This is a genomic window from Prevotella histicola, assembly GCF_055385135.1.
Genome location: NZ_AP043793.1, coordinates 2085032 through 2105074, shown reverse-complemented (window position 1 = coordinate 2105074; position 20043 = coordinate 2085032). Strand labels below are relative to the sequence as shown.

The 20043-nt window shown below is 38.9% G+C and carries 16 protein-coding genes and 1 pseudogene; 12 read left to right on the top strand and 5 right to left on the bottom strand.

The window, feature by feature from the left end:
* Positions 1-82 precede the first annotated feature (82 nt).
* A complete protein-coding gene (locus tag ACZ48L_RS08525) occupies positions 83-1507 on the bottom strand; it encodes a CCA tRNA nucleotidyltransferase (protein ID WP_025792069.1) in 1425 nt (474 codons plus the stop codon).
* A gap of 872 nt (positions 1508-2379) precedes the next feature.
* Here ACZ48L_RS08525 and ACZ48L_RS08520 point away from each other — a divergent pair.
* Both ACZ48L_RS08520 and ACZ48L_RS08515 read left to right on the top strand, forming a co-directional pair.
* Complete coding sequence (locus tag ACZ48L_RS08520) at positions 2380-2544, top strand: hypothetical protein (RefSeq protein WP_044113904.1); 165 nt, start codon at positions 2380-2382, stop codon at positions 2542-2544.
* A gap of 50 nt (positions 2545-2594) precedes the next feature.
* On the top strand, positions 2595-4643 hold the full coding sequence (locus tag ACZ48L_RS08515) for a hypothetical protein (protein WP_025792067.1): 2049 nt from the start codon (positions 2595-2597) through the stop codon (positions 4641-4643).
* A gap of 285 nt (positions 4644-4928) precedes the next feature.
* On the opposite strand, the pseudogene ACZ48L_RS08510 reads toward ACZ48L_RS08515, so the two are convergent.
* Positions 4929-5099: pseudogene (locus ACZ48L_RS08510) on the bottom strand (IS982 family transposase); the annotation flags it as partial.
* A 695-nt stretch (positions 5100-5794) separates the two neighbouring features.
* Between ACZ48L_RS08510 and ACZ48L_RS08505 the strand changes: the two are divergent.
* From ACZ48L_RS08505 to ACZ48L_RS08460, 10 genes are all read left to right on the top strand, one after another.
* The gene (locus tag ACZ48L_RS08505; RefSeq protein WP_008822102.1) at positions 5795-5959 is read left to right on the top strand and encodes a hypothetical protein; all 165 of its coding nucleotides are present in this window, start codon (positions 5795-5797) and stop codon (positions 5957-5959) included.
* Between the two features lie 47 nt (positions 5960-6006).
* The gene (locus ACZ48L_RS08500; protein WP_219449475.1) at positions 6007-8097 is read left to right on the top strand and encodes a hypothetical protein; all 2091 of its coding nucleotides are present in this window, start codon (positions 6007-6009) and stop codon (positions 8095-8097) included.
* Positions 8098-8574: 477 nt separating this feature from the next.
* Positions 8575-9123 carry a DUF1599 domain-containing protein gene (locus ACZ48L_RS08495; RefSeq protein ID WP_025792065.1) on the top strand — a complete coding sequence of 183 codons (549 nt, stop codon included), beginning with the start codon at positions 8575-8577 and terminating at the stop codon, positions 9121-9123.
* Positions 9116-11236: a BT_3928 family protein gene (locus ACZ48L_RS08490; protein ID WP_219496929.1), complete on the top strand. Its 2121-nt coding sequence runs from the start codon at positions 9116-9118 to the stop codon at positions 11234-11236. Before ACZ48L_RS08495 ends, ACZ48L_RS08490 begins: the two co-directional genes overlap by 8 nt.
* Positions 11237-11317: 81 nt before the next feature.
* Positions 11318-12001, top strand: coding sequence for an SPOR domain-containing protein (locus ACZ48L_RS08485; RefSeq protein ID WP_008822098.1), 684 nt, complete (start codon positions 11318-11320; stop codon positions 11999-12001).
* Between the two features lie 13 nt (positions 12002-12014).
* Positions 12015-12608, top strand: coding sequence for a GTP cyclohydrolase I FolE (gene folE, locus ACZ48L_RS08480; protein ID WP_219447292.1), 594 nt, complete (start codon positions 12015-12017; stop codon positions 12606-12608).
* Between the two features lie 29 nt (positions 12609-12637).
* The gene (locus tag ACZ48L_RS08475) at positions 12638-13240 is read left to right on the top strand and encodes a DUF4840 domain-containing protein (protein ID WP_025792063.1); all 603 of its coding nucleotides are present in this window, start codon (positions 12638-12640) and stop codon (positions 13238-13240) included.
* 33 nt (positions 13241-13273) lie between these two features.
* A complete protein-coding gene (locus ACZ48L_RS08470; RefSeq protein WP_025792061.1) occupies positions 13274-14023 on the top strand; it encodes an exodeoxyribonuclease III in 750 nt (249 codons plus the stop codon).
* 9 nt (positions 14024-14032) lie between these two features.
* Entirely contained in the window at positions 14033-14782 is a 750-nt protein-coding gene (locus ACZ48L_RS08465; RefSeq protein WP_025792060.1) for an SGNH/GDSL hydrolase family protein, read from the top strand.
* 9 nt (positions 14783-14791) lie between these two features.
* On the top strand, positions 14792-16270 hold the full coding sequence (locus ACZ48L_RS08460) for an MBOAT family O-acyltransferase (RefSeq protein WP_025792058.1): 1479 nt from the start codon (positions 14792-14794) through the stop codon (positions 16268-16270).
* A 1082-nt stretch (positions 16271-17352) separates the two neighbouring features.
* On the opposite strand, the gene ACZ48L_RS08455 is transcribed toward ACZ48L_RS08460, so the two are convergent.
* The 3 genes from ACZ48L_RS08455 to ACZ48L_RS08445 form a co-directional block, all read right to left on the bottom strand.
* The gene (locus ACZ48L_RS08455) at positions 17353-17916 is read right to left on the bottom strand and encodes a DUF4251 domain-containing protein (protein WP_025792057.1); all 564 of its coding nucleotides are present in this window, start codon (positions 17914-17916) and stop codon (positions 17353-17355) included.
* 60 nt (positions 17917-17976) lie between these two features.
* Positions 17977-18432: a hypothetical protein gene (locus ACZ48L_RS08450; protein ID WP_025792055.1), complete on the bottom strand. Its 456-nt coding sequence runs from the start codon at positions 18430-18432 to the stop codon at positions 17977-17979.
* 120 nt (positions 18433-18552) lie between these two features.
* Positions 18553-19896 carry a nucleobase:cation symporter-2 family protein gene (locus ACZ48L_RS08445; protein ID WP_008822090.1) on the bottom strand — a complete coding sequence of 448 codons (1344 nt, stop codon included), beginning with the start codon at positions 19894-19896 and terminating at the stop codon, positions 18553-18555.
* Positions 19897-20043 lie beyond the last annotated feature (147 nt).

Below are 20043 nucleotides of genomic sequence, written 5' to 3'. Positions count from 1 at the left end.
TTAACAATTATTATCGGAGTCTATGGTAACTCAAAACACCAACTCCGATAATCTCAACACATTGCACGTTATAAAAAGAACATTATATCAAGCCCATCTCCTTAGCCTTATCTCTCAATAGATTTAGTAGTGGTTCACGTTCATTAGCTACCTTATTATCAAGCACTGCATCCTTTAAAGTATGTTTTAAGACACCTACTTCGCGGCTCGGTTGCAGGTTAAACATCTCCATAATCTCATTTCCATCAACACAGGGTTGCAGTAACCGCTTGTAATCACGTTCCTTCAAGTCCTTCAACTTTTCACGAACAATACGAAAATTATCTAAGAAATGCTGCTTTCTAATGGCATTTTTACTCGTAATATCAGCTTCACAGAGTGTCATAAGGTCGTCTATGTCATCTCCAGCATCGTTCATGAGGCGTCGAACCGCCGAATCTGTCACCTCTTCATCAGCAATAACGATCGGACGCATGTGCAGATCGACTTGCTTTTGGACATACTTCATTTTACTATCCATTGGCAACTTCAACCGTCGGAAGATACCAGGGACCATTTTTGCACCCACGAAATTATGATTATGAAAGGTCCATCCAGCGGCTGGATCCCACCGTTTACATTTTGCCTTACCTATATCATGCAACAAAGCAGCCCATCTCAACCACAGATTATCGGTATGTTTGCAGATATTATCAAGCACCTCTAGCGTATGATAGAAGTTATTTTTATGTGCCCGACCGTTCTTTGTCTCAACAACATCAAGTGCAACAAGCTCAGGAAGAATAAGCTGCAGAAGCCCACAACGATATAATTCAATAAAGCCTTTACTTGGTGTTGGGGTCATCATAATCTTGTTTAACTCTTCCTCTATGCGTTCACCACTGATGATTTTGATACGATCAGCATTGCGTTCAAGAGCTTCGAAGGTTTCATCTTCTATAAAGAAATTAAGCTGAGTTGCGAAACGAACACAACGTAACATGCGCAATGGATCATCAGAGAAGGTTACATCTGGGTCAAGCGGTGTACGAATAATACCATCCCACAAGTCGTCAACACCCCCAAAGGGGTCCACCAACTCACCAAAACGGTCCTTATTCAGACAGACAGCCAGTGCATTAATAGTAAAATCACGCCGATTCTGATCATCCTCCAGCGTCCCGTCTTCCACAATCGGTTTCCTACTATCATGGCTATAGCTTTCTTTACGTGCACCGACGAACTCTACTTCTATATTCTTATATTTCACTTGAGCTGTTCCAAAATTACGGAAGACAGGAAAATCTACCTTCTTCCCTAACTTAGCATTTAGCTCACTCGCCACCTGAATACCACTACCTACAACCACAACGTCAATGTCATTTGACGGACGTTTTAAGAATAAGTCGCGAACATAACCGCCTACGACATAGCACTCTAAGCCTAACTTATCAGCGGAATCTGAAATATGATGAAATATATCCTTATCTAAAAGTTTTGCCAACTGGGCATCTGAGAGGTTTCGCATATAATGATGTCTTTATAAAAGCAATGCAAAGATACACATTTTCCCTAAGCCTAACAAATCAAATCATGGGTAAAAAAATGGTAATAGACATAATTTTATGAGATTTTCCATCAACCTATTATCATCAATAAGGTTTTGTTTCATCGCCGCATAAAAGTAGTTTATCACCACCCTCACCACCTTTTAATGTAAATTCTTTTCCCACCTACAAATTAAAAGACGCTCTTTTGCAATGTAAAAGGTGCCCTTTTGCGTGGTAAAAGATGCCCTTTTGATGTGTAAAAGGTGCCCTTTTGCAATGTAAAAGACGCCCTTTTAGAAGCGTGCTTATAAACAATTGAATATCTGCATATTACAAAACACATTTAAAAGTATATTCAAAGAATTATCAATCGACAGTCGCAAGAATATTGTAAGGGCTTTTCAAACTTTGAATTTAAGCTATAGCAGGAATCTTTAAGGCACACGAATATGCCGTACAAAGTACGGAACATATCGAACGAACACTATCAGCAAAACAATCAGGGGATACAATGAGAACCGTTAACATCTCTCTTTGTTTTAGTTAATTATCTTTTAGAAGATATCTTTTCTTTGTAAATTTTACAATTGTTTATAAAAATAGTTGTAACTTTGCACCCGAAATAAAAGAACACTAAATAACTTTTATACAACACTATTAAAACCTACTGTATAACAATAGCAATAAAAATAAAGTTCATAATCGACTATACCGACCCTTAATTCCTTATAACTTTTTTAGACTTTAAGACTATTAAAGGGATAAGTTTTCTGTGGCAAGACAATAAAATCGGCAACGATTGAAGATAGAAAGATTTATAAAAACGAAATAAGACTTAAAAACAAAGAAGATGAAAAAAAATTATAGAAAACCCTCAACTACAATAGTATTCATGGAGATAGAGGGTAACTTATTAATGGATAGTGCGCATGGCACAAGTCACGAAGGTTTCAGTGGGGGATCTGATCTGAGCTCACACGTTGAAGATGGAACTGATGATGACTCACCATTCTAATCAAAAGAAATTAAACTTGCCACAAAAACAAATAAACCAAAAGGAACAATATGAAACTTTTTAAAACATACTTATCATTCTTAGGAATCGCTTTGGTATTTGCATCATGTGCAAAAGATGAACTATACAACAAAGAGACGAACAATGAGGAGTTAATAGACATGGTATTTACTGCCCATTCAAACCATCCTCTATCACGTACAGTCTTAGGAGCAGATGGAGGAACTGTTACTTGGCAGGAAAACGATCAAATTGGAATAGGATACCAATATTCGGATAATAATGTGACCAAACCTTTTAAGACTCCTACTGCAGGAAGTAACGTACATTTCTGGGGTAAAGCAGCAGACGTCACTTCATCCTATTTCATGATGTATCCTTACCAAGAGAATGCAAGAATCAGTTATAAAACTAACTTACAAGCAGAATACAAATTTAACTTCCCTAAAAATCAGACGGCTACTGCAGGTAGCTTTGATCCTAAGGCTAACATCTCTGTTGGTGTTATACCAAAGCGTTATGAACCATTTATCGCTTACAATGTTGGTGGACTCGTTCGTTTTACGATCAAAGGTACGGATAAAGTAAAACAAGTAAAATTATTTGCCATTGGACAGGACAATCTTGTAGGCGATATCACTTCTACTATCTCGTTTAAAACGAATGGTCAGATAAACAAGATGCAAACAAAGATTACTAATGGCACACCTGTTGTGAATCTCATTGCAGAGAATGGCGGACTGAAGGAAGAAACCCCTTATTATATAGCATTACCAGAAGAGAAAATATCTAAAGGAATTAGTATAATATTCACTTTAGATGATGGCAAATCTATCATTAAGAAAGTAAAACAAGAGATAAATATCGAGCGTGCAAAAGTGTACGACTTGGGAGAAATCGTGTTAAATCCAACCTCTGCTAAAGCATTCATCTTAAAAAATAAGGTACTGATTGATGCTGTCGCTGAGATAATCCATGGGATTGAACGTTATGGTAATGGAGACATGAATATCTATGAGGGTGAGAATCTTGAGAAGATTCTGTCTTTCAAAGGGACTTTGAGTATCCAAAACAATAACGAACTTACGACATTAGATGAGTTACAGTATTATCGTAATGTAACAAGTCTAAATGTACAAAACAATAAGAATCTTGCTGGAGAAATCGATTTTAATAAATATCCACAACTCACGAATTACATTGTCATCAGTAATAGTCCATTAGTAACAAAACTTGATATCTCAGGATTGACAGAACTAAAGTTCTTATCAGCTCATCAACTGGATGGACTGACAGAAGCGAAAGTGGGTAACAACCCTAAAATGACTTCCCTTGCGTTATATAATAACAAGCTGCTTACTAAGATTGACGCAAGTAATCTTCCTGCTCTGGAAACATTGCAAGCTTATAACAATGGAGAACTGACAAACATCAATACATTGAACTCACCAAAGATACAAACTATCGATATAAGTAACACAAAGAAATTGACCCAAATAGAGGGATTATCCGATAAAGATCAACTTGAAAAATTTGTTGCTTGGAGTAATAAGATAGAAAGCTACGACTTTAGCAAAATGACTAAGTTGAAGTCTATCAATCTCATAGGTTCTCCAGTGAAAGAGATAAAAGGGTTGTCAGCTGCTGGCACAAACTTAACTTCACTTGACTTGGGCAGTACGCAGATAAGTTCATTAGACGTAACACAGAATACAGAGCTGCAAAAACTTAACCTCAGTTATGTTAAAGGAATAACAACATTAGATTTAAGTAATAATACACGCCTAACAGAACTGACAACGAACAATTCAGGTATTCGCGAGTTGAAGTTAGGGAGTAAAAACGGATTGAAAAATATAAATGTTTCAGGTAGCAAACTCTCATCTCTCGACATAAGTGAAGCTGGGACGATTGAGAATATAGCTGTAGGACTTCAAACTGATGCTACTGGGACAAATCAACAGATAAAAGTAACAATGACACAGCAGCAAAAGGATTATTTCGACAGTAAGGGTATAATATTCACAGAGAATATCATAACTAACAATAATGACAAGAATAAACCAAATAGCAATGTCAAGGTCATAATTAAACAATAATCAGATTATAACACTTCAAAAGAGAGGATATGTTCACGAAAAAAATGACATATTCTCTCTTTCTTTTATAAACCCAAATTGGTCTTTAGAAACTGAACATATTGCGGTATCATGAACGATTTGGGGTTAATTTGTGGAGAATAAAAACTACAACATTAAGAGATTCTTCAACGAAAGAAATGAAAACACCGAACGAATCAATCTACATTTTATCTGGTGAGAGAATGTCAAGTTTCCCTTTTCAGAAAAATGCACGTATACTACAATAACGTGAGTTCGATGAATTCAGAACAATGTAAGCTGTGTGTCAATGGTCCTTTGTACATTAACACAAGGCTTCTTTGGGAACAAACAATAGGCAGCAATTGCCCTTAATAAGTTGACGATGAAATTGTCAAAGTATCTATGTCTGGAGTATTCCACTTACACAATGTTCTTAAGTTCATCACTAACACTACCCTCTAATGTAAATTCTTTTCCCATCTACAAATAAAAAGACGCTCTTTTGCAATGTAAAAGATGCCCTTTTGCGTGGTAAAAGATGCTCTTTTGCAATGTAAAAGGTGCTCTTTTGCAATGTAAAAGACGCCCTTTTAGAAGCACATTTATAATCTACTGATTGTCTGTACATTACAAAACACATCTAAAAGCATATTCAAAGAATTATCAATCGACAGCCACAAGAATATTGTAAGGGTATTTCAAAAGTACGAATTTAAGCCATAGCAGGATCCTTTAAGACACACGAATATACCGTACAGAGTACGGAACATTGCAGAGAATTACCATTAGCGACACTATGAGGAAACACAACGAGAGTCTTTAACATCTCTCTTTATTTTAGTTAATTATCCTTTAGAAAGTATCTTTTCTTTGTAAATTTTACAATTGTTTATAAAAATAGTCGTAACTTTGCACCCGAAATAAAAGAGCACTAAATAGCTTTTATACAACACTATTAAAACGTGCTATATAACAATAGCAATAAAAACAAAGTTCATAATAGACTGTACTGACCCTTAATTCCTTATAACTTTTTTAGACTTTAAGACTATTAAAGGGATAAGTTTTCTGTGGTAAGACAATAAAATCGACAACGATTGAAGGTAGAAAGATTTATAAAAACGAAATAAGACTTAAAGACAAAGAAGATGAAAAGAATTTATAGAAAACCCTCAACTACAATAGTATTCATGGAGATAGAGGGTAACTTATTAATGGATAGTGCGCATGGTACAAGTCACGAAGGTTTCAGTGGGGGAACCGATCTGAGCCCACACGTTGAAGATGGAACTGATGATGATTCTCCATTCTAAGCGCACAAGAGATTAAATTAATAACAAAAAAGACGAAGAATAACAATATGAAGTATACAAATCGACTGAAGACTTATGCTTTATGCATAGGGCTTGCACTAAGTGTTGTGTCTTGTTCAAATGACGACTTCGAGGGTACTAACACCACAGATGATCAACTGGTAGACATGACTTTCGTATCTGCAGGATTGGAAAGTCCCTCAAATGCAGAGGATATTACCCCATCAAACCAAGCTAAAACCCGTACCGTATTAGGCTCCGATGGGACAACTGTCACTTGGCAAGCAAACGATAAGATTGGTATTGGCTTTAAATCACCTACTGCCAAGAACTATCCTTTCACCACTCCTACCGCTGGAAGTGACGTACATTTCTGGGGACAAGCGCCAAATGTCAATAATGTAGCATACTTTATGATGTATCCTTATCAGCAGGATGCAAAGATATCAGCAAATAATAACACCCAAGCTATATATCAATACAACTTTCCAAAGGCTCAGAATGCCATTGCTGGCACTTTTGATCCAAAGGCAAATGTTTCTGTAGGCATAATCCCACAGCGTGGAAAACCATTCGTTGCTTACAACATAGGCGGCTTACTCCGCTTTAGTCTTCGTGGAACTTCAAACGTAAAACAGGTGAAGTTACTTTCTGTTGGCCAGGAGAACCTTGCAGGCAACTTAAAGTCTACCATTACTTTTGCTAATGATGGGAAGATTAGTACTGCTAAAAACGAGTTCAGCGCAGCATCTCCTGTAGTAAGCCTCACGCCTGCATCGGGCACTTTTGAGGAAGGAAAGGCATATTATATAGCACTTCCAGAGCAAAAGTTGGCACAGGGACTGACACTCATCTTTATCATGCAGGATGGCAAAGCCATATTGAAAAAGGTTAAGCAGGAGGTAAATATCCAACGCGCTAAGGTGTACAACCTTGGCGAAATGGCGCTTGATCCAACTAAAGCTAAGGATTTCATTCTCAAGAATCAGGGTTTAATCGAGGCTGTTGCTGTGAAAGTATCAGGCTTAGTCAGAACCGCAGATGGGCACCTGGACATCTATGCAGCAGACAATTTGGAGAAGATCCTTTCTTACAAGGGAATACTGGAAGTCAATAACAAAGACAACTTCACGTCAATTGATGAGCTACAATACTATCGTAATATTAACGGACTGAACCTTCAAGGTAACAAGAACCTTGCAGGAGAGCTCAATCTCAACAAGTATCCACAGCTCACTGGTCAAATAGTAATTAGTGGTAGTCCATTGGTTACAAAGATTAATGTGACAGGATTGGATAAGATAACACAGTTACAAGCGCACCACCTGGATGGACTGACAGAAGTTGTAACTGGTGGTAACACTAAGCTCAACTTATTCGCATTGTATAATAACAACAGCCTTCAGTCGGTTGATGCAAGCAATATGCCTTCATTATCAACATTACAGACATATTATAGTCCTAATATACAGACTATCAATACCACCAATTCACCGAACTTGAGCGACTTTAATGGTCTCTCTAACGGTAGTCTTCAGAGCTTCATAGGTTTGTCAGATAACTCAAAGCTGCAAAGATTTTGGGCATCAGGTTCACAAATTGAGAGCTATGACTTCAGCAAGATGACAAACCTAAAGAATGTCAACCTTGCAAGTGCAGCAGTGAAAGAAATTAAGGGATTGTCTGCTGCTGGTGCTAACTTACAGGAACTTCAACTATCAAATACCCATGTAAGTTCATTGGATGTATCAAACAATCCAAACCTCACCAAGCTTGACTTGTATAATGTAAGGGAGATGACAACAGTGGATGTAACGCATAATCCAAACTTAACATATTTGCGAACAACCTTCCTTCCTCTGACAACGCTTGACTTATCAAACAATACAAAGTTAGTAGAATTAAGTATTGCGCACAACAAGCTTTCATCATTTGACATACGTCACATGCCAAACTTGGCGAAATTTTATGCTGGTAGCCAAAGTCCAAATGGCTTCTTAGCAAACATTACTGTCACAATGACTGCTGCACAAAAGGCAAAACTGGAACAAGTAAAGCCATTCAAAGAAAGTGCTAATGATGACAGAGCTAATTACGATGACACGAATAGTTGGGTAAAGGTTGTAGTTGCACCATAAGGTAATGCATCCTTCACACATAAATCCAAAGAACGGGAATGTCTACAAAGATGTTCCCGTTTCTTTGTGAATATCAGTTCTTCTAAGAAACAAAATAATTTTGCAGTCATTTCTGTCACACCTTTCCATACCATAACAGACTAAAAGACAACCTATTAGTACAAATGTTAAAACTGACAGCAACTATAATTAAAACTAAATTAGGGGATTTTTAGCTTTTCCTCTGCACTAACTAACCACCTTTCTAATCTATCCAAGTCCTTATGAAAAGTGGGAAAGTCAAGCAAAAACAACATCAATATTACTCTCCCAACTTACTTCAGTCAAGCAATCTTCTTTCTTTGGGGAGTCCCAGCAGAGTTCATTCTCGCCTTGGAAAGGCTTTATGCTCCCATATCCTTCGCCTGAATTAGTTGCTAATTCCTTCGTTTATTACAATGAAAATAAGTATTTTTGCAGTCAAATCAATTCATCACAATGGCAAGTCAATTAACAAAGACACAGCAAGAATTCCAAGATACTTTGGCAGAGTGCCGAACACTCTTTGCAAAGAAGCTCCATGACTACGGTCCCTCATGGCGAATCCTACGCCCATCATCGCTTACTGACCAGCTATTTATCAAAGCTAAACGCATCCGTTCCTTGGAAATCACTGGGGAATCACTGGTTGGAGAGGGTATCCGCCCTGAGTTTATTGCATTGATAAACTACAGTATCGTTGGACTCATACAATTAGAAAAAGGGTTTGTTGATAGTGTTGACATGACTGCTGACGAGGCTTTAGCACTTTACGATCGCTATGCAAAGCAAGCATACGAACTGATGATGAAGAAGAACCATGACTATGGAGAGGCTTGGCGGGACATGCGCACAAGCAGTTACACGGACCTTATCCTCACAAAGATTGAACGCATCAAGGAAATAGAGAACCTTGGAGGTGCCACACTGGTAAGTGAAGGGATTGATTCAAATTACATGGACATAATGAACTACGCCGTTTTCGGAGCTATCAAACTGCATGAATAAAGTAAAAACAATATTAGTAAACCTCAGTCGTGCGCTACTTGCATTGACATTTATCTTCTCTGGATTCGTCAAAGCTATCGACCCATTGGGCTCACAATATAAAATAGCTGAGTACTTAGAGGCGGTGCAGTTGTCTGCTTACGTTCCAGATTGGACTCAACTAATATTATCTATTGTACTTTCAGCTATTGAATTCACCTTAGGTGTAATGCTTTTATTGGCTATTCGCCGTCGCTTTGCCAGCAAGGTATCACTGATATTCATGACATGTATGACCGCCGTAACACTGTGGCTTACGATCAGTGAACCTATCCAAGACTGTGGATGCTTCGGTGATGCCATTCATTTAACGAATACACAGACTTTTATCAAGAACCTTATACTGCTGATAGCAGCACTAATATTGGTCAGGTGGCCCAGATACCAGTCGCGTTTCATCTCCAAAACAAACCAGTGGATAGCCTTCTATTTCACAATTGTATTTATCTGTCTGGCTTCTGTACTAAGTCTTTATCATCTTCCTATCTTTGATTTCCGCCCTTATCACATCGGACAGAACATTAAAAAGGGAATGGAAATCCCAAAGGGAGCTAAGCAAACAACCTATAAGACCACTTTCATCTGTGAAAAGAATGGTGTGACGAAGGAATTTACAGAGAAGGATTATCCATATAATGATTCCACATGGGTATTCAAGGACACACATCAGGAAGTACTTGAACAAGGCTATGAGCCACCAATCCACGACTTCTCCATTACTGATGAAAAGACTGGAGATAACCTTACAGACAGTATTCTGAACAAGGATGGATACACATTCTTGCTCATTTCCCCTATCTTAGAACGTGCTGACGATAGTAATTTCGGAGAGATTGATGCTATTTATGAGTATGCCAAGGAGAATGGTTATGGTTTCTACGGGCTCACAGCAAGTACGGATAAAGCTATAAAGCATTGGAGAGATGTCACCGGAGCAGAGTATCCTTTCTATACAACGGATGGCACAACACTAAAAACCATCATCCGTAGTAACCCAGGATTAGTATTACTCTACAAAGGAACCATCATCAATAAATGGAGTCATAATGATCTTCCAAAGCAAGCTGAGCTTAATGCTCCGCTATCATTAATAGAAACGGGACGGGAACCAGAAAATAAAACGTGGACAAAGATTGTCCTAATCATCATCTGTTACATCTTCCCCCTCGCCTTTCTTATTGCTGCTGACCGCATTTGGTCATGGACCCGATGGGTACAGAAGCGTGAGCAATGGCTCAAACAAAAGGAAGAATGGCTTAAACAAAAGGAACAATCAAACAGATTATATCAACTTTTAAAACGTAAAAGACAAATGAGAAAGAAAATTGTAGCAGGAAACTGGAAGATGAATGAAACCCTCCAGGAAGGTGTTGCTTTGGCAAAAGAGATCAACGAGTCACTGAAAGCAGAAAAGCCAAACTGTGATGTTGTTATCTGTACTCCATTCATTCACCTCGCAAGTGTAGCACAAGTACTCGATTCTAACGTTGTTGGACTTGGTGCTGAGAACTGTGCTGACAAGGAAAAAGGTGCTTATACAGGTGAAGTTTCAGCCGCTATGGTAAAGAGTACAGGTGCTCAGTATGTCATTCTTGGCCACTCAGAGCGTCGTCAATACTATGGTGAGACTGCTGAAATACTGAAAGAGAAAGTTAAGTTGGCATTAGCAAACGGTCTGAAGGTGATCTTCTGCTGTGGCGAAACACTCGAAGAGCGTGAGGCTGGAAAGCAGAATGAAGTAGTAAAGGCTGAGTTGGAAGGTTCTGTATTCAACCTCTCTGCAGAGGAATGGAAGAGCATCATCCTTGCTTATGAACCAATTTGGGCTATCGGTACAGGCAAAACCGCTACTTCAGACCAGGCACAAGAGATGCTGGCATACATCCGTTCTATCGTAGCAGAGAAGTATGGCAATGAAGTTGCAGAGGACACTTCTATCCTTTATGGTGGTAGTTGCAAGGCAAGTAATGCTCCTGAGTTGTTTGCAAAGCCTGACATCGATGGTGGATTAATTGGTGGTGCTTCTCTGAAAGCTGCTGATTTCAAGGGTATCATCGACGCTTGGAAGAAGTAATCCAAAGTAAATTAAAGAATTCTACTGGTAGCATCAACGGTCATTGAACTATCAGTAGAATTCATTTCAATTATAAAAGAAATGAAAAGACTCCTTACTATCATCGTATTTATGCTGACTGCCATTGTGGCTGTCAATGCTCAAGGATCAGTTACGGTAACACAAAGTGCCGAAATTGATGCTTTAGTTAATGGTAAAAAGGCTGCAAAGAAAGCAAATAAGGAACGCCAGAGAGTAGAGAGTCAGCATGAATCACAGAAGACGTCAGCTGCTAATACATCCAAGAAACAAGATACAAAGAAGCTGACAGTACCCAAACTCAACGACCACAGACCTGAGATCTCACGTCCAGAGAATATTCCCGCACAACCAGTTCGCCCTGCAGGGACAAAACTTGTCAAACGTTTAGTCAAAAGACCGCACATCCCAACGGATGAAGAAATAGATGGAACGTATCTTGTGACCAAACGTGTTAAGAAGGGAAACAAGAAGGTTAGAGGGTTTCGAGTACAGGCTTATAGCGGTGGTAATACCCGTATTGCACATCAACAGGCTGATGCTGCTGGGCAAAAAGCTAAGGAACTGTTCCCTGAACAACCCATCTATGTCCACTTCTATTCTCCACGATGGATGTGTCTTATAGGTAATTTTACGAACTATAATGCAGCAAAGAAAGTCATGAGAACCCTTCGTAAGAATGGTTTTCCACATGCAAATATCATCCGAACCATGGTAACAATCAAAACATCCCAATTTGTTAATTGATAAAAAAGATAATATGACACCACAAGCTGAGTTCCGCGAAGGACTTGATGAGTTAGCAGTACACTACAAAGAAGTACTGAAACTATTAGGAGAAGATCCAACAAGAGAAGGATTAGAGAAGACTCCAATACGTGTTGCAAAGGCTATGCAAGTGCTAACACGAGGCTACACACAAGATCCAAAGAAGGTTTTGACCGACGCTCTCTTCGAAGAAAAGTACAATCAAATGGTCATTGTTAAGGACATTGACTTCTTTTCTATGTGTGAACATCACATGCTCCCATTCTATGGAAAGGCCCATGTAGCCTATATTCCTAATGGACACATCACCGGTTTAAGCAAGATAGCACGCGTCGTAGATATTTTCTCTCACCGACTTCAGGTGCAGGAGCGCCTCACAGAACAGATTATGCAATGTATTAACGATACATTAAAACCACAAGGTGTGATGGTTGTCATCGAAGCAAAGCACATGTGTATGCAAATGCGTGGTGTGGAAAAGCAGAACTCTATCACTACAACAAGTGCTTATAGCGGCGTATTTGAATCAAGTAAAACCCGTAATGAATTTATGAACTTACTACGTGGAGAGACTAAACGGATATAATAACGACTTAATATTTAAAAGGAATCATTATGAATAAATTACTAAAGACAACCACTTTTACATTCGCAGTAATAGCCACTATCAACATCTTTTCCGCTTGTTCTAAGGAGGAAAATACACCCAGTATAAATATTGACCAGCTTTACCAAAACATAAATGGTTCCTATGTTGGCACAGCAAATATGCGCAACAGTGAAAATATCTTAGGCTCGAAAAGTACAACATGGACCGCAAAGAAGGAGATGATCAGTGTTAAGAATATCACAGGTAGCGAACTTGCTGGCGGTGTAAAGGATCATTCCTCAAAATTATACCAAGCCCTCTTGAACGCTACAAACGGTAAGCTGGAAATCACTATGATGAGTTTTAGGCCACAGGAGCGGAGCATTGTTTTCAGTACATTAGCTAAACTCAGCTTCACTATCAATCTTGATGGACAACAAGTAGAAGTTGTTGGTACAGGAGGTTCACGTCCTTTCTCTTGTTATTACGTAATGTCGACACAAGAGATGTTCTTTAATTTCACAATAACAAATCTGAAGAAGAGCAACGGACGAGGTTCATTCACTCCCCTATCCACTGATTACAACTTACCCGTAACGTTTGAGTTTGACTCACATCAGAAGAATTAATAATAATATTAGAAACAATAGAAAGAAAGAGATATGAAACTGATTTCTTGGAATGTAAATGGCTTACGTGCCTGTGTTGGGAAAGACTTTGAACAGCAATTCAAGGACTTAGATGCCGATTTCTTCTGCATTCAAGAGACCAAAATGCAGGATGGACAACTCGACATCAGCTTCCCAGGATATGAATCATACTGGAATTATGCCGAAAAGAAGGGATATTCAGGTACTGCCATATTCACAAAACATAAACCATTGAACGTATCATATGGTATTGACATCGAGGAACACGACCATGAGGGACGTGTGATTACTTTAGAGATGGACGACTTCTTTCTCGTCACAGTATACACACCAAACTCTCAAGACGGGCTTCGTAGGTTAGAATATCGTATGAAATGGGAGGACGACTTCCAAGCTTATCTACACAAACTTGATGCTAAAAAGCCTGTCATAGTATGTGGAGATATGAACGTTGCACATGAAGAAATAGACATCAAGAACCCTAAAACAAACCGACGTAATGCAGGATTCACTGATGAAGAGCGTGAGAAAATGACCCAGTTGTTGAACAATGGATTCATTGATACCTTCCGTTCACTCTATCCAGAACAAGTAACTTACTCTTGGTGGTCCTATCGTTTCCGTGCAAGAGAGAGGAATACAGGTTGGCGTATAGACTATTTTCTCATCTCAGACAGGCTAAAGGATAGGCTTGTAGATGCTAAAATACATACAGAAATAATGGGAAGCGACCACTGTCCAGTGGAAGTTGACTTGAAATAAGGCCTACCTATGCATGCCCAGATAAAGACCTTAACACTGATGGCTGCTGTTTTAGCAGCCATTGTCGTTTATGCTGTTATCCCGAAAGAGGTAACGCTGGGCAGCTATACACTAAAGAAGATCACCTTTTCCAGTATCTTCCATCATGCTCCACAAGTAAAAAAACACCCAAAGAGTGGACGAAAAATCCATCGAAACCAAACTATTCTCTTCATTGGAGACTCCATGGTAGAGGGATTATCACGCCGTTTGGGAGATTATTCTGCTGAAAATGGACATACACTCTACACCGTTATATGGTACAGTTCATCCACTGAACGCTGGGGAACGACCCATACTCTGGAGTATTACATGCACAAATACAAACCAACTTACGTAATCATCTGTCTCGGAAGCAATGAACTCTTCGTCAACGACCTAGAAAACAGAGCACAATATGTACGTGAGATTGTGAAGAAACTTGGTAATACGCCTTTCGTTTGGATTAGTCCTTCAGACTGGAACGGTGATACTGGCATCAATGATGTTATCAAAGAGAATATTGGAAAGGAGCATTTCTTTGACAGCAGACACCTCAAACTCAAACGAGGTAGCGACCATTATCACCCGACATGGGCTGCTGCTGCCTACTGGATGGACACTGCAGCACAGTTCATTGCCAGCCATCAATGTGCTAATCCCCTACAATTAAACAAGCCAAAAGCACACCACAAGGCAACTAAGACAAAGCTCTTACAACCTTCTTTCGAAGGTTATTAACAGGAAAATATGGCAGATATGACACAACTATCATCCACTTTACTCAGCTTCTTGTCCACACAAGACAAGAACTGGTCGTTGTGTACCTTGCCATTCATGGCTACCTTCTTGGTATTCTTTGCCATTTTCTTGTGTCTGAACCGCTATCAGCGAACATGGATGAAGCTGTATGTCATCCTCTTCAGTCTCTTTTTTGCTTTTAAAGCCAATGGAGCCTTAATGTGGTTACTGCCTTTTACAACACTCACCTCATGGTATCTCACACGTTTCATGATGAGGTTGAAGAGAGGAAAGATTCGTAAAATAGGACTGGCGATTGTTATTTTTACAGAGCTTATCCCCCTACTCTACTATAAATACATGAACTTCACGCTCGAAGTCATTCATGAAATACTACGCAGTAACTTTGCTCCAGAGAAGATTATCCTACCCGTTGGTATCTCATTCTTTACTTTCCAAGCCATCAGCTACACTGTAGACGTTTACAAAGGACGGTTTCCTAAGACTACAGAGCTGATCGATTATGCTTTTTATCTCACTTTCTTTCCACTCTTCATTGCTGGTCCTATCACCAGAGCAGAAGTACTTGTACCGCAGATACAAGTAAAACGCCCCGTAAAAGACGACTTAGTATATAAAGGACTATGGCTCATTATCTGTGGACTGATAAAAAAAGCACTCATTGCCGACTACATTGCACAGTATAACAACATTGTTTTTGATGCCCCATCCGTACAAAGTGGCTTTGGAGATCTGATGGGTGTACTGGGATTCTCAGTACAGATTTATTGTGACTTCTCAGGATATAGCGACTTAGCTATTGGTGTTGCAGCCCTCATGGGATACGAATTAAAAGATAATTTCAACTTCCCTTATCAGAGTTTGAACCTCACAGAGTTCTGGCATCGATGGCACATAGCACTCTCTACATGGTTTCGTGACTATCTGTATATCCCACTGGGAGGAAACAGGAAGGGGGCTTTACGTACCTACCTGAACAGCTTTCTTGCAATGATTGTGGCTGGATTATGGCATGGAGCATCATGGATATTCATTCTATGGGGTGTTCTTCACGGCATGGGACTGGTAATTCACAAATTCTGCTTGAACAATGGACTTAATAAAATCCCAAACAATACATACGTAAAAGTCGTCAGTTGGCTTATCACTTTCTGTTATGTGTCCTTCGCCTGGATATTTTTCCGTGCTAATAACATAGACTCTGCAATAGAATTAATCAGTCATATCATTCATGAGACACACCTTAGTGATGCCTACACCTTCCTCATGGCTTACCCAGTATGGCTACTTTTGGTTCTCATTAGCTTAGAACTTCATAGTATCCGAAAGACTGATTATGATTGGTTACAGCAGAAATTTATTGTGTTACCATGGGTTTTAAAACTTATTATCTTTATCCTGGTAACACAATTAGTGATAAACCTTAGCCAACAGAGTATCCAACCGTTTATCTATACACAGTTCTAAGAACTGTCAACACAGAACTATAAATGTAACATTAATTCATAATTAGAAAATAAACTACGCCCTTTTGGGTTGTAAAAGATGCCCTTTTGCATGTCAAAAGGTGCCCTTTTGAAGAGTAAAAGGTGCCCTTTTAGAACGCAAAAGGGCACCTTTTGTTTTCGAATTCGTAACCTATTGAATCTCTGTTAGTTGCGAAGCAAGAAAAAATGAATTATCTCTTATAGCACCATTCATAAGAGGCTAAATATTGTAAGGGTGTTTCATAAAGTCCTAAACTACGTTATTAAAAGTATAAAACATCCATAGTAGATGAAAAGAGACAAGTAAATACTCTTTGCAACTCCATACAATAAAATGTCCCCAGTAGGCTTCGCTCAGCTTACTGGGGACTGGTTTTTATAGAGGATTTTACAATCTCACTTGATAAAACAAGCGTAACTATAAAGTCTGATACCGCATCTCACGACGCAATTTCAACAGATCTAACCCTTATTTACAAACTTATAAAATCATTGAATATTAATCTTATCTCATAAGAATCGACTCTATTAAACAACCATCTGCCACCAAAAAGCCTTCGGTGGACTTATGACAAGCTCTCTTCGTCATACTATTTTAAAACATAAAAATAGTATCAAAAGTAAATTCTTCTTTGTCCTTAGGTTTTTAATATATATCTATTCTGCGTGCAAATGTAACGCTAAGAAGTGATACCTCCAAATATTATGACTGATATTTTCTAATTATTTCTTGCGCTTTTTTAGTTGTTATTTAACGTATATCAAAACTTTCAGAACGTTAAGAAACAAACATCAGAATACTAAAAAAAGAAAGTCAACTATACAAAAATCAATAATCTGCCTATTGCAAGCTATCTTTTTGCTATATAGTTGACCTATATCAAGTCACCCTGTATGGCTATAATTTACAGGTATGACACTATGAACATATAATGTATTATTGCAAGTAAGAAGAACTAAAAGACTAAAAGAAAGCCCTTACTTTATAAAACATTACAGGTGTAATCAATCTTACTTACAAATAAAACCCTCAACACTTGAGATTTAAAAGCATTTTATTGCTCATAACTTCATGAATGAAGTCTGGCGTCGTTGTGCTGTTTTACCACTCTTTGGAGTGAACTTATCATTCAGTTCCATCACACCTGTAAACCGTATTGACTCCTTTCCACTTGGATTTACAACAAGCGAAGCTGTAGCATTATCAAACACTTCAAGCACCATCTGATAACTCTCATAATCATTACGAGTGGTCATAAAGATGCGACGTCCTTCCTTCATAGGCTCTTCTTTATAACTTGTAAGAGGCTCAACAAGACTCAAACCGCCACCTCTTCCATACGGAATCTGATAAACTCTACCAAAGTAAGGAAGAAAAAGACCGACAGAATCGCCACTAACTTCTATGCCCCAATCATCAGTCAGATAGACAGATGGACCACGCATAGGATACATTCTATCCATGAAAATACGGTAACGATGTTCCCCAAGATGCGCCCTTACAGCTTCCATTCGTAGCTGTTCCATCTTCTCTTTCGGTACAGGATTACCTGCTGAATCATAGTAAGTTGTTGCACAACCAGCTATAAGAGCCGCAATGAAAAACAATAAAATAAAACGTCTCATACTTCACCTCACTTTCTATTTATTTATACACTACAGATACAATAGGTATCACATGACAAACTATTCTATCTTTTCCACCCTCGGTGCATTCATCTTCTCTATCGTCGGAGCTGATGGCTTTGCTGTCGGATCGGGGGCTGGAGCTGGAGTAACGGGGGGAGCTGGGGCTGCCATAGGTGCCTCTCCACCTGATGCAGCAGAGGATTTTGCCTCATGATCTGTCTTATCTTGTTTATCTTTAGCATCCTCTTTCTCCTTTGCTTTCTCCTCATCAGTCATCATATCTTGCCGAGAAGGTTTCATACGAGGCCATAGATAATCGCCCACAATATCTATTGTGTCCATGTCAGCCTTCCTCTGTTGCTCTTCTTCCTGCTCCTCTTCACTCATTGGAACATCATCTTCTGCTACGATGATGTTGTAACATAACCCCAAAAGGAATAGGACTACCAAGCCACAAAGTACCTTAAATGTAAGTGTTTTCGTAAATTTACGCCGCCCGTTCTGCTTTGACATATCGTTTCTTAGTTTATATAATTCATAGAAGAAAACAATCGGTGCATTCTCCTTCTCAGTCTACAAAGGTAGACATTTAAAAGGAAAATGCACCGAAACAATACTAAAAATAAATAACTTCTACTCTTTTATACGAATAAAAGCATTAGCAAGAATGGCTGTTAAGCCACCTGTTGTTATTCCACTGGAGAATATATTCTTTATAATATCAGGCATTTTGTCTAAGATTCCTGGTACAAGTTCAACGCTAAGTCCCATCGCAAAGCTAATAGCCATGACCAATACAGCCTTACGAGTTATCTCTGTAGAGGCTATAATACGAATACCTGCTGCTGCAACTGTACCAAACATCAGCAAAGTAGCACCACCCAGGACTGCATCAGGTATCAAAGAGAACAGCTGACCAACCACAGGAAAGAGTCCTAAGATGACCAATGCTGCTGCAATAAAGTATCCAACATAACGGCTGGCAACACCTGTTAGCTGTATCATACCGTTGTTTTGTGCGAAGATTGAGTTTGGAAAACTATTGAAAACAGCTGCAAGGAAAGAGTTAAAGCCATCTGCCAAAATACCACCTTGCGCACGTTTCAGGAATACAGGACCCTCAACCGGTTGTCCGGAGATAAGAGAATTGGCTGTAATATCGCCGAAAGCCTCAACAGCTGTTACAAGATAGATGAGTCCAAGACCAATGATTGTTCCAGCATCAAAGCGTACCCCATACTTAAAAGGTACGGGAATATTCAAGCTACCAGCACCGTTAAGACGAGAAAAGTCTATCATTCCAAGCGCATATGCCACAATGCAACCTATCAAAAGCCCCAAAACGATAGACGCCATACGAAAGAAACGATTGTTAGAACGGTTGAAAAAGATGATACTTACCAATACTAACAATGCCAAACCAAGGTTCTGAAGAGAGCCAAAGGTACCTGCATCAATCGCAGACTGTCCTCCTCCGCATGAGTTAATACCTGCTTTTATAAGACACATACCAATCAATGAGACAACAATACCCGACACTAACGGGGTAATTACCTTACGTGTATAAGGCAAAAGACGGCTTACTACCATCTCAACAACGGCAGCTAACATACAACCACCAAAGATATAGCTCAGTCCCATCTCTACATTCATCTTCCCATTGACCATCCCTAACATACCAGCACCTATGATAGGACTGATGAAAGAGAAGGATGTTCCTTGTATACAAAGCAATCCTGCACCTACTGGACCAATCTTTTTACATTGAATAAATGTAGCTAATCCCGATACAAAAAGTGACATAGAAACAAGGAATCCTGTTGTCTCTAAATCAAATTTCAACGCCGAACTGATGATAAGAGGAGGTGTAATAATTGCCACAAAGATTGCCAACAGATGCTGTAATGCGGCAAAGAGTGTCTCACGGAGGGGTGGTCTGTCATTTAGACCATAGATAAGTTCTTTTGACTTTTCCATCTTTTTATTTTTATAATTATATAAGGTGAAAACTAAATCACCAGATTATACTATGCGATAATCATATAAATGAAAACAACATCATCAGATTATACTATGCTACTATCATTATAGTGAAAGCTAATTCAACAGATTATACGATGCAAT

Coding starts and splice junctions, on each gene's coding strand:
- ACZ48L_RS08470 (WP_025792061.1), top strand. CDS start 13,274: ATGAAACTGATTTCTTGGAATGTAAATGGCTTACGTGCCTGTGTTGGG.
- ACZ48L_RS08505 (WP_008822102.1), top strand. CDS start 5,795: ATGAAAAGAATTTATAGAAAACCCTCAACTACAATAGTATTCATGGAG.
- ACZ48L_RS08450 (WP_025792055.1), bottom strand. CDS start 18,432: ATGTCAAAGCAGAACGGGCGGCGTAAATTTACGAAAACACTTACATTT.
- folE (WP_219447292.1), top strand. CDS start 12,015: ATGACACCACAAGCTGAGTTCCGCGAAGGACTTGATGAGTTAGCAGTA.
- ACZ48L_RS08500 (WP_219449475.1), top strand. CDS start 6,007: ATGAAGTATACAAATCGACTGAAGACTTATGCTTTATGCATAGGGCTT.
- ACZ48L_RS08485 (WP_008822098.1), top strand. CDS start 11,318: ATGAAAAGACTCCTTACTATCATCGTATTTATGCTGACTGCCATTGTG.
- ACZ48L_RS08490 (WP_219496929.1), top strand. CDS start 9,116: ATGAATAAAGTAAAAACAATATTAGTAAACCTCAGTCGTGCGCTACTT.
- ACZ48L_RS08465 (WP_025792060.1), top strand. CDS start 14,033: ATGCATGCCCAGATAAAGACCTTAACACTGATGGCTGCTGTTTTAGCA.
- ACZ48L_RS08445 (WP_008822090.1), bottom strand. CDS start 19,896: ATGGAAAAGTCAAAAGAACTTATCTATGGTCTAAATGACAGACCACCC.
- ACZ48L_RS08495 (WP_025792065.1), top strand. CDS start 8,575: ATGGCAAGTCAATTAACAAAGACACAGCAAGAATTCCAAGATACTTTG.
- ACZ48L_RS08520 (WP_044113904.1), top strand. CDS start 2,380: ATGAAAAAAAATTATAGAAAACCCTCAACTACAATAGTATTCATGGAG.
- ACZ48L_RS08525 (WP_025792069.1), bottom strand. CDS start 1,507: ATGCGAAACCTCTCAGATGCCCAGTTGGCAAAACTTTTAGATAAGGAT.
- ACZ48L_RS08460 (WP_025792058.1), top strand. CDS start 14,792: ATGGCAGATATGACACAACTATCATCCACTTTACTCAGCTTCTTGTCC.
- ACZ48L_RS08515 (WP_025792067.1), top strand. CDS start 2,595: ATGAAACTTTTTAAAACATACTTATCATTCTTAGGAATCGCTTTGGTA.
- ACZ48L_RS08475 (WP_025792063.1), top strand. CDS start 12,638: ATGAATAAATTACTAAAGACAACCACTTTTACATTCGCAGTAATAGCC.
- ACZ48L_RS08455 (WP_025792057.1), bottom strand. CDS start 17,916: ATGAGACGTTTTATTTTATTGTTTTTCATTGCGGCTCTTATAGCTGGT.